17 protein-coding genes are annotated in these 13046 nt (G+C 70.9%); 3 read left to right on the forward strand and 14 right to left on the reverse strand.

All coding sequences use genetic code 11. From position 1 onward, the window contains the following. Positions 1 to 2: 2 nt before the first annotated feature. The 8 genes from ACFRAL_RS13075 to ACFRAL_RS13110 all read right to left on the reverse strand — a co-directional run bounded on the left by ACFRAL_RS13075 (position 3) and on the right by ACFRAL_RS13110 (position 7070). Entirely contained in the window at positions 3 to 1778 is a 1776-nt protein-coding gene (locus ACFRAL_RS13075) for a cytochrome c biogenesis protein ResB (RefSeq protein ID WP_378883565.1), read from the reverse strand. Continuing rightward, a complete protein-coding gene (locus tag ACFRAL_RS13080; RefSeq protein WP_378883568.1) occupies positions 1759 to 2589 on the reverse strand; it encodes a cytochrome c biogenesis CcdA family protein in 831 nt (276 codons plus the stop codon). Before ACFRAL_RS13080 ends, ACFRAL_RS13075 begins: the two co-directional genes overlap by 20 nt. After that, positions 2586 to 3221, reverse strand: coding sequence for a TlpA disulfide reductase family protein (locus ACFRAL_RS13085; protein WP_336394773.1), 636 nt, complete (start codon positions 3219 to 3221; stop codon positions 2586 to 2588). The genes ACFRAL_RS13080 and ACFRAL_RS13085 overlap by 4 nt, the downstream gene beginning before the upstream one ends. Continuing rightward, positions 3218 to 3847: a histidine phosphatase family protein gene (locus ACFRAL_RS13090; protein ID WP_336394772.1), complete on the reverse strand. Its 630-nt coding sequence runs from the start codon at positions 3845 to 3847 to the stop codon at positions 3218 to 3220. The genes ACFRAL_RS13085 and ACFRAL_RS13090 overlap by 4 nt, the downstream gene beginning before the upstream one ends. Positions 3848 to 3889: 42 nt before the next feature. Next, positions 3890 to 4573 carry a DedA family protein gene (locus tag ACFRAL_RS13095; protein ID WP_336394771.1) on the reverse strand — a complete coding sequence of 228 codons (684 nt, stop codon included), beginning with the start codon at positions 4571 to 4573 and terminating at the stop codon, positions 3890 to 3892. Between the two features lie 141 nt (positions 4574 to 4714). Beyond that, positions 4715 to 5197, reverse strand: a complete 483-nt coding sequence (locus ACFRAL_RS13100) for a DUF6264 family protein (RefSeq protein WP_378883574.1) — start codon at positions 5195 to 5197, stop codon at positions 4715 to 4717. Between the two features lie 20 nt (positions 5198 to 5217). Then, positions 5218 to 6300, reverse strand: coding sequence for a Gfo/Idh/MocA family protein (locus tag ACFRAL_RS13105; RefSeq protein WP_378883576.1), 1083 nt, complete (start codon positions 6298 to 6300; stop codon positions 5218 to 5220). Continuing rightward, positions 6297 to 7070, reverse strand: coding sequence for a ThuA domain-containing protein (locus ACFRAL_RS13110; RefSeq protein WP_336394768.1), 774 nt, complete (start codon positions 7068 to 7070; stop codon positions 6297 to 6299). Before ACFRAL_RS13110 ends, ACFRAL_RS13105 begins: the two co-directional genes overlap by 4 nt. Before the next feature lie 222 nt (positions 7071 to 7292). On the opposite strand from ACFRAL_RS13110, the gene aspS reads away from it, so the two are divergent. After that, the gene (gene aspS, locus ACFRAL_RS13115) at positions 7293 to 8633 is read left to right on the forward strand and encodes an aspartate--tRNA(Asn) ligase (protein ID WP_378883580.1); all 1341 of its coding nucleotides are present in this window, start codon (positions 7293 to 7295) and stop codon (positions 8631 to 8633) included. 15 nt (positions 8634 to 8648) lie between these two features. Here aspS and ACFRAL_RS13120 read toward each other — a convergent pair whose 3' ends face one another. The 5 genes from ACFRAL_RS13120 to ACFRAL_RS13140 all read right to left on the reverse strand — a co-directional run bounded on the left by ACFRAL_RS13120 (position 8649) and on the right by ACFRAL_RS13140 (position 10713). Next, on the reverse strand, positions 8649 to 8894 hold the full coding sequence (locus ACFRAL_RS13120) for a glutaredoxin family protein (RefSeq protein WP_378883582.1): 246 nt from the start codon (positions 8892 to 8894) through the stop codon (positions 8649 to 8651). A 9-nt stretch (positions 8895 to 8903) separates the two neighbouring features. After that, positions 8904 to 9197 (reverse strand): rhodanese-like domain-containing protein, encoded by a 294-nt coding sequence (locus ACFRAL_RS13125; RefSeq protein WP_336394765.1) that lies wholly within the window; start codon positions 9195 to 9197, stop codon positions 8904 to 8906. A 105-nt stretch (positions 9198 to 9302) separates the two neighbouring features. Further along, entirely contained in the window at positions 9303 to 9401 is a 99-nt protein-coding gene (locus ACFRAL_RS13130; RefSeq protein WP_003792170.1) for a 30S ribosomal protein bS22, read from the reverse strand. 82 nt (positions 9402 to 9483) lie between these two features. Continuing rightward, positions 9484 to 9675 carry a helix-turn-helix domain-containing protein gene (locus ACFRAL_RS13135; protein WP_336394762.1) on the reverse strand — a complete coding sequence of 64 codons (192 nt, stop codon included), beginning with the start codon at positions 9673 to 9675 and terminating at the stop codon, positions 9484 to 9486. A 108-nt stretch (positions 9676 to 9783) separates the two neighbouring features. Then, positions 9784 to 10713: a TetR/AcrR family transcriptional regulator gene (locus ACFRAL_RS13140; protein ID WP_336394761.1), complete on the reverse strand. Its 930-nt coding sequence runs from the start codon at positions 10711 to 10713 to the stop codon at positions 9784 to 9786. 96 nt (positions 10714 to 10809) lie between these two features. Between ACFRAL_RS13140 and ACFRAL_RS13145 the strand changes: the two genes are divergently transcribed. Together ACFRAL_RS13145 and ACFRAL_RS13150 are read left to right on the forward strand one after the other, a co-directional pair. Continuing rightward, entirely contained in the window at positions 10810 to 11739 is a 930-nt protein-coding gene (locus tag ACFRAL_RS13145; protein ID WP_378883587.1) for an ATP-binding cassette domain-containing protein, read from the forward strand. Then, on the forward strand, positions 11736 to 12533 hold the full coding sequence (locus ACFRAL_RS13150) for an ABC transporter permease (protein WP_378883589.1): 798 nt from the start codon (positions 11736 to 11738) through the stop codon (positions 12531 to 12533). Before ACFRAL_RS13145 ends, ACFRAL_RS13150 begins: the two co-directional genes overlap by 4 nt. A gap of 41 nt (positions 12534 to 12574) precedes the next feature. Here the strand turns inward: ACFRAL_RS13150 and ACFRAL_RS13155 are convergent, their stop codons facing one another. Continuing rightward, complete coding sequence (locus ACFRAL_RS13155; protein WP_378883591.1) at positions 12575 to 12988, reverse strand: ArsR/SmtB family transcription factor; 414 nt, start codon at positions 12986 to 12988, stop codon at positions 12575 to 12577. Positions 12989 to 13046: the final 58 nt, after the last annotated feature.

Genomic DNA, 13046 nt, shown 5'->3' on the forward strand with positions numbered 1-13046 from the left:
GCTCAGTCTACTTCGGGGGTTGATTCAGGCCTCGGGCTCCGGTCGGGCGCGGACGAGGCGGCGGGGGCGGCCAGCGACGCGAGATGCTGCTGGGCGAGCTGGGCGACCGCTGCGTCGAGGGTCGGATCCTCGCCGCGGGCGAGGCCGGCGTACTCCAGCCGGACCGTGTGGCCCTCGGTCGTGGCCTTGACCCACATGCGACGGCGGGGGACGAAGAGGGCGGCGAGCAGTCCAGCGGTCGCGAGCGTCGCGAACACGAGCACCCACGTCGCCGACGCGTCCCGGTGGATCGACAGCGACACGTAGCGCTTGACGGACTCCTTGAAGTCGGCGGCGCCCTCCCCGGACTCGTCGTCGAACGAGATCGAGCCCAGCCCGTCGGGCAGGTCCACCGTCTCGCCGGGCATGAGCGCCAGCGCCTGCGTACCCGAGTCGCCGCCGGCGAGCTGCGTCATCTCGCTCGGATCCAGCGTGTACACCGACCGGGGGACGCCGTCGTTGATGCCGAGATCGCCCGAGTACACCCAGAACGTGAGCATCGGGTACTCGAGGTCGCCGTACACCGACGTGAACGCGCCGTTGGTGAGCTCCTGCGCGGTCGGATAGAAGAACCCGACCAGGCCGACCTGCTCGCGCAGTCCGTCGGGCACCTTCACGACGCCCTGCGAGGTCATGTTGTTGTCCTGCGGCAGGAAGGGCACCGGCTCGGAGAACACGACCTCGCCGTCGGTGTCGCGGATCGTGATCGTCGGGGCGTAGCCGTTGCCCATGAGGTAGATGCGGTCGCCGGCGATCTCGAGCGGATGGTTCACCCGCACCTCGCCCCGCGCGGCGTCGGCGTCGGGGAACTGCGTCGTCAGGTGCGCGACGAAGTCCCCGGCCTGCCCCGCGCCCTGCTGCCCCGGAGCCACGTACGACAGCGAGAACTCGTCGAGCGTCAGCGCATACGGCTCGAGCGCGTCCTCGTCGACGAAGCGCCCGGGGTTGAAGGACGTGTAGTCGAGCATCGTGTTGACCCACGTGCGGCCTTCGATGATGACCGTCTGCCCGGTGTAGGTGAAGCCGCCGCCGATGCCGACCGCGAGCAGGACGCCGACCAGCGCGCCGTGGAAGACGAGGTTGCCCGTCTCGCGCAGGTAGCCGCGCTCGGCCGACACCGACGTCGTCCCGGCCGCGTCGTACCGCTGGACCCGGTAGCCGGCCTTGCGCAGCTGCTGCCGCGCGGCGTCGATCGCGGTCGACGCGCCGGCGTCGGCCTCCTCGGCGCCCGCGAACTCCAGGACCTCGGAGCGGTGCGCGTCCAGCCGCGACAGTCGCGCGGGGGTGCGAGGCGGCTGGGCCCGCATGGCCTTGTAGTGGTGCTTCGTGCGCGGGATGACGCACCCGACGAGCGAGATGAACAGCAGGATGTAGATCGCCGAGAACCAGGGCGACGTGTAGACGTCGAAGAGGCTCAGGTTGTCGAGCACGGGCGCGAGGTCGGGGTTGTCGACGAAGTACTGGCGGACGCCGTTCGGGTCGGCGCTGCGCTGCGGCACCAGCGACCCCGGCACGGCCGCGATCGCGAGGAGCAGCAGCAGCACCAGTGCCGTGCGCATCGACGTGAGCTGCCGCCATCCCCAGCGGAGCCAGCCGACCACGCCCAGTGCGGGCTGCTCGACGTCCGAGGCCGCCGCCGGCGCGTCGCCGTCGGCGTGGTCCGAGGGACGCAGGGTCCCTTCGACGGGCTCGGCAGGCGATGACGGGCCCGCCGGCGACTCAGAGCGGGGCCGGGACACTCGCGAACACCCCCTGCAGCTGAGCCATGATCGCCGTCCAGACACCCGTCACCATCAGCAGGCCGAGCACGACCAGCAGTGCGCCGCCGACGAGGTTGACCACGCGGATGTGACGCCGCACGAACGACACCGATCTGGTCGCCCACCCGAAGCCGAGAGTGAGGAGCAGGAACGGGATGCCGAGGCCCAGCGAGTACGCGACGCCGAGGAGCGCGGCGCGCGCGGCGGAACCCGAGTCGAACGCCATCGTGAGGATGACGGCGAGCGTCGGGCCGATGCACGGCGCCCAGCCGATCCCGAGCGCGACACCCAGCAGCGGGGCCCCGATGAGCCCGAGGTTGCCGCGCACCTGCGGGCGCGCGATCCGCTGCGCGACCCCGAGCCAGCCGATGAAGACCAGGCCCATGGCGATGATGCCGACGCCCAGGATGCGCGTGATGACCTCGGCGTACTCGACCAGGAAGCGGCCGAGCGTCCCGCCGAGCATCGCGATGCTGACGAACACCACGGTGAAGCCCGCGATGAACAGGACGACGCCGAGCACGAGCCGGCCGCGGCCGGGTCCTTCCACGGCGTCCGGCGCCGGCGCGCCGGCCGCCGCAGCGCCGGTCCCGGTTCCCGTCGCCGAGGCCGTCGAGGCTCCCACCGTCACCGCGGCGGGACGCGGGCTCACCGCGCCGCCGATGAAGCCGAGGTAGCCCGGCACGAGCGGCAGCACGCACGGCGAGAGGAACGAGATCGCCCCGGCGAGGATGGCGATCGGGATGGCGACGAGGAGCGACCCGTCGGCCACCAGCGCGCCGATGCTCACGTCTCCTCCAGCGTCTCGCGCACCAGGGTCTCGAGGATCGACGCGTCGTCGATCTGTCCGACCAGGCGTGCCGCGACGCGGCCGTCCTTGTCGAGCACGAGCGTGACCGGGACGGCGTTCAGCGGCGTCTCGCCCGCGAACGCGAGCTTGATCGAGCCGTCCTCGGTGGCCAGCGCGCTCGGGTATTCGACGCCGTACGTCGAGGCGAACGCCCGCGACGCCTCCGCGCCGTCGTACAGGTTCACCCCGAGGAACGACACGTCCTGGCCCTCGAACGCGGCATCGGCGGCGGCGAGCTCGGGGGCCTCGACGCGGCACGGCGCGCAGCCGGCGTACCAGAAGTTCACGACGAGCACCTGGCCGGCGTAGTCGGCGCTGGATGCGGTGCCGCCGGTGTCGAGGACGGCCTCGAAGTCGACCGGGTCGGTGCGCTCCGCGGCCGGGATCTCGACCACGCGGAAGCCGTCGGCGGCGACGAAGCCCTTGTTGTCACCCGAGCGGTACTGCTCGGCCAGCGGGTCCTCCGAACACGCCGCCAGCCCGGCGATCAGCCCGATGGCCAGGAGCGCGGATGCCGCAGCCCGCGCCCTCGCTCCGCGACGCGTCGTCCGCGGCCGGTGCCCGGTGGTCATACCGCCCCCACATCCACGGCGCCGGCCGTCGACGCCGGCTCCGCGTAGGCGGTCTCGGTCCACTTCCCGTCGACCATCTCGAAGCTCGTCACGCTCGACAGCGCACAGCGTCGCGCGCGAGGGTCGTGGCGCAGCGGGAGGCCCGCCACGGCGAGGTGGGTGATCCAGATGGGCAGCTGGTGCGAGACGACCACGACATCGCCCCCGTCGGCCGAGTCCCATGCGTGGGTCATCGCCGAGTTCATGCGGCCGACGACGTCGGCGTACGGCTCTCCCCAGCTGGGCAGCGCGGGCTTGCTCAGGTGCCGCCAGTTCCACGGATTGAGGAGGGCCATCATCATGCGCTTGCCCTCGAAGACGTTGGTGGGCTCGATCACACGCTCGTCGAGCACCGGCTCGAGCCCGAACAGTTCGGTGAACGCCTCGGCCGACTCCTGCGTGCGCTGCAGCGGCGAGGAGACGAGTGCCGAGACGGGGCGTTCGAGCGACTGCAGGTACTCGGCCGCCTGGCGGGCCATCCGACGCCCGTCCGCGCTCAGCCCGAATCCCGGAAGTCGACCGTAGAGCACGCGTCGGGGGTTGTGGACCTCCCCGTGACGCACGAGATGGAGGCGGTCGGCGGGCACCGCACCAGTCTACGTGCGCCGGTTCTGTGGGGCGGCTGAGCGTCAGTCCAGGTCCGGCTCGGCGCTTCCCGCGCGCTCGCCGAGGAGCGCACGGATGCGCACGACGAGGAACCAGCCGACGGCGAGCACCGTGACGCCGATGACGACGTATTGGAGGAGGTCGGCGTACCGCTCGACGATGTGCCACGACTCTCCGAGGAAGTAGCCCGACAGCACGAAGATCGAGTTCCACAGCAGGCTGCCGGCCGCGGTCAGCAGCGTGAAGCGCCACACCGGCATCCTCGTGATCCCCGCCGGGATCGAGATGAGGCTGCGGAAGATCGGGATCATCCGCCCGAAGAACACCGCCTTGCCGCCGTGCCGGCCGAACCAGGCCACGGTGCGGTCGATGTCCTCGGGATGCAGCAGCGGCACCTTCGCGGCGATCGCTCGCAGGCGCCCCAGCCCCAGCCACACCCCCAGTCCGTACAGGAGGAGCGCGCCGATCACGGAGCCCGCCGTGGTCCACACGAGCGCCTCCACGAGCGAGAAGGAGCCTCGGCTGGCGGCGAGCCCGGCCATCGGCAGGATGACCTCGCTCGGAAGCGGCGGGAAGAGGTTCTCCAGCGCGATGGCGACGCCGGCTCCGATCGGTCCGATGATCTCCATGAGCGACACGGCCCAGTCGGAGAGCGCGGTGAGCCACGAACCGTCGGTCGTCGCTGCGGTCGTCGTCGCGGTCGTCATTCGTCGGATCCCGTCCGTCGGTGGCATCTGGTGGCGGCGGCCGCGGCCCGTCCGGGCGCGACTCCTCCACGTTACGGAAGGAACATGGGCGAAACCCGGGGGCTGGCCCCCCGATCGCCGTGGGGGATGCCTGAGCCGCCGTCAGACGCCGGCTTCGGGCACTCCCGCGGCGGTCACGGTGAAGGCCAGCACGAGGGAGAGCACGATGAGCGCCGCACCGGCCAGCGGCACCCAGAATGCGAGGCGGCGCTTGACCATGAGCACGATGGACACGATCGCGGTCGCCGCGAAGGCCACCCACGGCAGGATCATGCCCATGAGCCAGCCCAGCGTGATCAGATCGGTGCTGCAGTCGCGGACGCCGCACGGGTCCGACGCCATCACGAGGAACATCCCCATGAAGGACGCGAGGCCGGCCAGCACGGCGTCGCCGACCAGGAGGATGACGGTGATGACCACGTCGAGGGTCCTCACGGGCGGTTTCGCCGGTAAGGGGGCGGCGTAGGGCCCGCCGGGATACGCGCCTGTCATGCCGGACCTCCAGCCGTCTCGCGAACGCCTCGCATGGATCGGAGGATAGCTCCTGCGCGGGCGGGCGGGCGACCCAGGCGGTCGGCAGCGCATCGCACCCCGGCGACCCGGCGTCAGCGGGGCGGAGCGCCGCCCCAGGACGCGACCAGGTCCGCGGTGGCGTCGTCTCCGGCCGTCCGCGCGCTCTCGACGCACGCTGCCGCCGCCTGAGCGAACACCTCGTCGAATCGCGCCGGGGCGCCCGATCGTGCGGACGCGACCGCCGCCTCCACCATCGCCAGGCTCCAGATGTTCGATCGGATCTCGCCCGAAGGAGCCGGCCCGCCCTCGAGCGCGTCGAGGAATTCGGCGAGGGCGGCGTCCAAGCCCTCGGGCTCGTCCGCCGGCTGCCGCATCCGCACCGGTCCATCGCCGTCCTGCGCGCGCACCGACGTCTCGCCGTCCCAGTCCACCGAGCCTCCGGCCGCGCTCGCCCGCCAGGCGCCGTTCCACGACGTCGTGAGCCCGTCCGCGCACCAGCTGCCGGAGTAGCCGAACCTCGCACCGTCCTCGAAACGGAAGACCGCGTGGGCCGCCGCCCCGCCGCGGTACCAGCTCCAGGGCGGCGAGAACTCGTCGCAGAAGACGGACTCCGGTTCGCTGCCGAGCACGAAGCGCGCCTGATCGAACGTGTGGATGGCCATGTCGACGAGCAGCGGCGATTCCATCTCGTCGCGGAAGCCGCCGAAACGCGGGTTCTGGAAGAACGCCGCGTCCAGCTGGGCGGCGCCGCCGTATGCCGCCACGGCGTCTCTGAACGCCCGCAGCCCCGGCGAGTGCCGCCGGGACTGGCTCGTCGCCAGCAGCGTGCCGCACTGCTCGCTGATGGCGGCGAGCGCCAGCGCGTCGGCCACCCGCGGCGTCACCGGCTTCTCGCTGAGCACCGGGACCCCGGCACGCAGGGCGGCCTCGCTGACCGCGCGGTGGGCGTCGGGGACGGTGACGTTGAGAAGCAGGTCCGGCCGGTCCCCCGTCGCCAACGCCTGCTCGACGGTCGCGACGCACGGGACGTCCCAGCCGCGCTCCCGTGCGGCCTGCTGCGCCGACGCGACCGACAGGTCCACCACCGCACCGACCCGCAGATCCGGCCGTCGGGCGACCGTGTCCATCCACGCGCGGCCCATCGCACCCGCGCCGACCAGGACGACCTGCCTCATCGAAGCTCCTCCCCGTCCCACGAGCGGGGCGTCGCGAACTCTCCGGTGCGGTGCATGGTCAGGCGCGGAACCTCGCGCGGCCTGTCCTGGAACGCCCAGCCGGCCGCGTTGCCGAGCACGCGCTGGATCTCGGGCTGGTGGTAGACGGGGTAGTCCTGGTCACCGGGCGAGAAGTAGAAGATGCGTCCGCGGCCGCGCGAGAACGTCATCCCCGAGCGGAACACCTCTCCCCCGGAGAAGCTCGAGACGAACACCAGCTCGTCGGGCGCCGGCACATCGAAGAACTCGCCGTACATCTCCTGCGCCGGAATGACGATCGGATGCGGCACGCCGGCCGCGATCGGATGCGTCGGCGCGACCGTCCAGACCAGCTCGCGGTCCTCGCCTTGGCGCCAGCGGAGGCTGCAGGTGGTGCCCATGAGGCGGATGAAGATCTTCGAGAAGTGCCCCGAGTGCAGCACCACGAGCCCCATGCCGCCCAGCACGGCGCGATGCACCCGTTCCACGACCGCGTCGTCCACGGCGTCGTGCCGCGCATGCCCCCACCAGAAGAGCACATCGGTGTCGGCCAACCGCTCCTCGGTGAGCCCGTGCTCGGGCTGGTCGAGCGTCGCCGTGTCCACAACGGCGTCGGCGCCGAGGACGGCCCGCAGGCCCGCGGCGATCGTCGCGTGCATGCTGTCGGGGTACAGGCGCTGCGTCGCCTCGTCGTGCTTCTCGTGGTGGTTCTCGCCCCACACCAGGACCTTCATCGGACGCGACTGCGTCATTCCGTCTCCTCCGGCTCGATACCGTCCACATGCCACACCGTCGGCGGAGCGCGGCCGGGGACGACACGCCGATTGACGCCTCAACGCTCGCTTCGCTCGCATTGACCCGGAGCACCGAGATCTCGATACGCTCGTTCCTCGCTACTCGATCTTGACCCGCAGCGCCTCAACGCTCGCTTCGCTCGCATTGACCCGCTGCGGGTCAACGTAGACTTGTCGACCGTGACTGAACGCGTCCTCGTCAACCAGCTGCAGGGTCTCTCCGACGGCCCCGTCTCCGTCTCCGGGTGGGTCGAGACCGTCCGCGACCAGAAGAAGGTGCAGTTCGTCATCCTTCGCGATGAGACGGGCGCGGTGCAGCTGGTGAATCCGGCGACGCGCCCGGCGGAGGACGGCTCGGAGCAGGATGCCGCGGCCCTCGCCCTCACCGAGACGATCTCGAACCTCGCGACGGGCACGTTCCTGACCGTCCGCGGCGAGCTGAAGCACGACGAGCGCGTCAAGCTCGGCGGCGTCGAGGTCAAGATCGGGAGCCTCGACATCGCGGCGGCCGCGCTGCCCGAGACCCCCATCGCCGCCGACAGCGGCATGGACAAGCGCATGGACTGGCGATTCCTCGACCTCCGTCAGCGCCGCAACAACCTGATCTTCCGCGTGCAGACGACCCTCGAGCACGCCTTCCGCACCTACTGGGTCGAGCGCGACTACATCGAGGTGCACTCGCCGAAGCTCATGGCCTCGGCATCCGAGTCCAATGCGGAGCTCTTCTCGCTGGAGTACTTCGGCGAGCAGACGGCGTACCTCGCGCAGTCCCCGCAGTTCTTCAAGCAGATGGCCCAGGTCGCCGGATTCGGCAAGATCTTCGAGATCGCGCCCGCCTTCCGCGCGGACCCCTCGTTCACCTCGCGCCACGCCACCGAGTTCACCTCGATCGACGCCGAGATCAGCTGGATCGACTCCCACGAGGACGTCGCCCGCATGCAGGAGGAGCTGCTGCAGGCAGGCTTCCAGGCCGTCAAGGACAAGCACGGCGCCGAGATCGAGGAGCTCTTCGGCGTCGAGGTGCAGGTGCCCGCGATCCCGTTCCCGCGCATCCCGCTCGCCGAAGCCCGCGAGATCGTCAAGAGCCGTGGCTACGAGATCCCGCGCACCGACGGCGACCTCGACCCCGAAGGCGAGCGGCAGATCTCCGCGCACGTCGAAGAGACGTACGGCCACCAGTTCGTCTTCATCACCGACTACCACCCCGAGATCCGCGCGTTCTACCACATGCGCGACGAGGAGACCGGGCTGACGAAGTCGTACGACCTCCTGTTCAAGGGCGTCGAGATCACGACCGGCGCGCAGCGCGAGCACCGCGTCGACGTGCTCATCGAGCAGGCGCAGGAGAAGGGCCTCGAGCCCGAGCACCTGGACTTCTACTTCGACTTCTTCCGTTACGGCGCCCCGCCCCACGGCGGGTTCGGCATGGGTCTCGCCCGCGTGATGATGCTGCTGCTGGGCGAGTCGTCCATTCGCGAGGTCACCTACCTCTTCCGGGGCCCTACCCGCCTCGCTCCCTGAGGCGGATGCCGCGGCTCAGCCGGCGAGCGCCGCGCGCAGGCGGTCGGGCGACACGCGCCAGTGGCCGTGCAGCTCGCCGTCGATGAGCACGACCGGGATCTTCTCCCACCACTGCGCGTGAAGCGCCGGGTCGTCGGCGATCGACAGCTCCTGGATGTCGACGGCGTCCTCGGGCAGCTCGGCGACGACGGTCTCGACCACCTCGCGGGCCACGTCGCACAGATGGCAGTCGGGCTTGCCGATGAGGGTGACGGTGGTCATGCCGGCCGCTCAGCGCTCGACGGGAAAGCCCGAGGCGACCCAGTCGTTGGTTCCGCCGTCGACGTTCGTGGCGTCGTAGCCGCGAGCCTCGAGAGCCTCCACGACCCGGCCGGAGCGGCCGCCCACCGCGCAGATGACGTCGAACGCGCCGTCGGGGAGCTCGTCGAGCCGGCCGCCGATGGCCGACATCGGGATGTTGATCGCGCCGGGCACGTGGCCGGCGGCGAACTCGTCGACCTCGCGGACGTCGATCAGCGGAACGCCGGTGCGCTCGCGCAGCTGCTGGACGGTGATGGACTTCATGATGCCTCTCGGGACGCGGATTCCGGATACACGAAGCGCCCCCTTCCGACGGTTGCTGGGCTTGTCGAAGCGCAGCGCCGTGGGGGCGCTTGGTGCGGATGCCGCTTACTTCTTGTTGCGGCGCTGGTGGCGAGTCTTGCGAAGCAGCTTGCGGTGCTTCTTCTTCGCCATGCGCTTGCGGCGCTTCTTGATGACAGAACCCACGGAGAACCTCACTATGTCGGGGTCTGGGCGCGGCGTGTGCGCACCCGGGAACGGGCAGATACGGAAAATGCCTCGGAACAGTCTAGCCGACGTCGGCGATCGGCCGTTGCAGGGCCTCGGTCACCGCCGTCTCGGGCACGCGATAGCTGCGACCGAACCGGACGGCCGGCAGTTCGCCCGAGTGGACGAGGCGGTAGACCGTCATCTTGGACACCCGCATCAACTCGGCGACCTCGGCCACCGTGAGGAAGCGCACATCAGGCAGTTCCGCCATGTCGATCCCCTTCCCCAGAAGTACTGCGATCACTTTAGACCGCCGCGGACCGGCGTGTAAACCGGGGCTGCTGTGAACTGCTGTGACGGATGGGGCTGGTGAGCGCCGTCATGCATCGGAGCGCTGGCGGGCGCGACGATCCCGCGCCTCGCGCGCGACCTGCCGCTCCATCTTCCGGGCATCGCGCAGCGCCTTCTCGGCCGCCCGCACCGCCCGCTGCGCCTCCCGGTACCGCTTGTCGTCGACGAGATCCGCATCGTCGGGAGCGAACCAGGACTCGCGGGGCGGGCGCTGCCCCTCCCCGATCGCCTGGATGTAGCCGCCTACGCCGTCGAGCCCGCGCGCGAGCGCGAACGAGAACGGATCGGACTCGTCCAGGAACGCCCCGGCCTCGATCGCCGCGCGCAACTCGGGGTACGCGTCGGCCGTGATCAGGGCTCGGAACAGCGCGTCCTCCTTGCGGGCGATCTCGTCGTCGCGAAGTCCCTGCTCGCGCTCCACCCGCGCGTAGGCGGCCAGCACCGTCCCCGCCCAATGCGCGGTGCCCGTGACGAGCAGCATCACGGCGAGGCGCTCTTCGTACGACAGCGGGGTATCGGCGAGCGCGCTGAGGCCGGCATCCATCCACGCGGCGCTGTTCGGCGTCGCCGGCACGCCCGAGATCGGGATCTCGAGCACCCAGGGGTGGGCGAGATAGTGCTGCAGCTGCTCGCGGTACAGCGCCTCGAGCCGTTCCCGCCAGCCCCCCGCGGTCCGCGTCGCCTCCGAGGGTGCACCGGTGGCCTCCTCCTGCATGAGCAGCATGAGGTCGTCCTTGGCGCTGACGTAGCGGTACAGCGACATGGGCGTGAATCCGAGGCGGGACGCGACCGCAGCCATCGACACGGCGCCGAGACCGTCGGCGTCGGCGATCTCCACCGCCGCCTCGACGATGCGCTCCACGCTCATCTCGCGCTTCGGCCCCCGCTGCGGACTCGCGGCGATGCCCCACGCCAGGGCGATGCCGCGCGGGAGCTCGGGCTCGACTGCGTCCGTCATGCGGTCAGTCTAAGACTGTTTATGTTGCACACCTCATGATCGTGTGATACACAGTTAGTCGCATAAACAGTTTACGACGTACTCGAAGGGAACCTCATGCACTCCCCTGCCGCTCCGCCGGTCATCGTCGCCGACGGGCTCCGCAAGACGTTCGGCCGCGAGCGCGTCCTCGACGGCGTCAGCTTCGCCGTGGGCCGGGGCGAGGTCTTCGCCCTCCTGGGTCCGAACGGCGCCGGCAAGACCACCACCATCAATGTGCTGACGACGCTCGTCCGCCCCGATGCCGGCACGGCCGGCGTCGCCGGCTTCGACGTGACCCGCGAGCCCGAGCAGGTGAAGCGGCGCATCAGCCTGACCGGCCAATCCGCCGCGGTCGACGACGCCCTCACCGGCACCGAGAACCTGGTCATGCTCGGCCGCCTGTCGGGCCTGAACCGCCGCGCTGCCCGTGCCCGCGCCGCCGAGCTCCTGGAGCGATTCGGATTGACGGATGCCGCGACCCGCCGCGTCGGCGCCTACTCCGGTGGCATGCGACGGCGGCTGGACCTGGCGCTCAGCTTCGTCGTCGCGCCCGAGGTGCTCTTCCTCGACGAGCCCACGACGGGACTGGACACCCGCAGCCGTCGCGAGCTGTGGGACGTCATCCGCTCCCTCGCCGAGGCGGGCACCACGGTCTTCCTCACCACCCAGTACCTCGAGGAGGCCGATCAGCTGGCCGACCGCGTCGCCGTGCTCGACGGCGGTCGGGTCGTCGCCGGTGGCACCGCCGCAGCGCTCAAGTCCCGCATCGGCGGCGACACCGTCGAGGTGCACGACCCGCAGGGCGCCCTCGTGCGCGAAGTCCCCACGGACGGCTCCGTCTCGGGCCTGCGCCGGGCCCTGGACGTGCTCGACGAATCCGGCGCCGAGGGCATCGTGACCCTCCGGCGGCCGAGCCTCGACGACGTCTTCCTCGCCCTCACCTCGCCCGACGGGCGCGGCGCACCGGGCGTCCGGCACTCCGACACCGCCAAGGAGCTCGCATGACCGCCCTCGCCCCCGTCCCCGCCCTCCGCCCGCGCATCTCCGGCCTGACCGCCGAGAGCGTCTTCGTGGGCCGGAGCCTGCTGCACTCGCTGCGGGACGGCGAGTCGCTCGTCATGGCGATCATGCTGCCGGTGCTGCTCATGGTGCTCTTCACCTACGTCTTCGGCGGCGCGATCGATCCGACGGGCGGCTACGTGGACTACGTGGTGCCGGGCATCATCCTGCTGTGCGCCGGCTTCGGCGCGGCGTCGACGGCGGTGTATGTCGCCAACGACATGAAGGCCGGGATCATCGACCGGTTCCGCACCATGCCCCTCCGGGCGAGCGCCGTGCTCACCGGCCACGTGGTCGCCAGCCTGCTGCGCAACCTGCTGGCCACCGGCGTCGTCATCGGCGTCGCGCTCCTCGTCGGCTTCCGTCCCACGGCCGGCGCGTGGGGCTGGGCGGGTGCGATCGCCCTCATCGCGCTGTACATCCTCGCGATCACCTACCTGTTCGCCGCGATCGGCCTGGCGGCAGGCAGCCCAGAGGCCGCGAACGGCTACGGGTTCATCATCCTGTTCGTGCCGTACCTCTCGAGCGCCTTCGTGCCGGTCACGACCATGCCGGAGTGGCTCCAGTGGGTTGCCGAGAACCAGCCCGTGACGCCCATCATCGAAGCGCTGCGCAGTCTGCTGCTGGGCACGCCGATGGACGACAACGCCTGGTGGGCCGTGGGCTGGTGCCTGGCGATCCTCATCGTCTCGTTCGCCTGGGGAGCCTGGCTGTTCCGGCGCAAGGCGGGACGGCGCTGACCGGCGCTGCGCCGGGCGGCGGCCTCAGGGTTCGTCGCAGGTCACCGACCGGGCAGGCGCTTGAGCGCGTTCTCCAGGGCGTGCTTGGCCGACGCCGCTGCGCGGCCGACGACCTCCGCCGCGTGAGCGGCGCTGTCCGGCAGCGCAGCGGCGGCGCCGTCGTCGGGCACGGCGGCGCCGTTGTCGTCGAGGAAGGGGACGAGCCAGTCATCGACCTCGTCGAGCGGGGCGGCGGACAGACTGTAGTAGCGGTGCTGGCCCTCTTCGCGCACCGACACCAGGTGCGCGTCGCGCAGCACCTTGAGGTGCTTCGAGACGGTCGGCTGGCTGGCTCCGAGCTTTGTGACGATGTGCGAGACGCTGGTGCCCCGGTCTCCGGCGGATGAGCGGTCGAGGAGGAGTCGCAGGATGTCGCGACGCGTTCTGTCCGCGATCACGTCGAAGATGTCCGCCATAGGCTCAGAGTAGTCGGGACCCCAGCGGAGTACCATGATGGCGCCCCGCGCCCGTCGA

It is taken from the genome of Microbacterium sp. NPDC056736, assembly GCF_042790415.1.
In the GTDB taxonomy this organism is placed as follows: domain Bacteria; phylum Actinomycetota; class Actinomycetes; order Actinomycetales; family Microbacteriaceae; genus Microbacterium.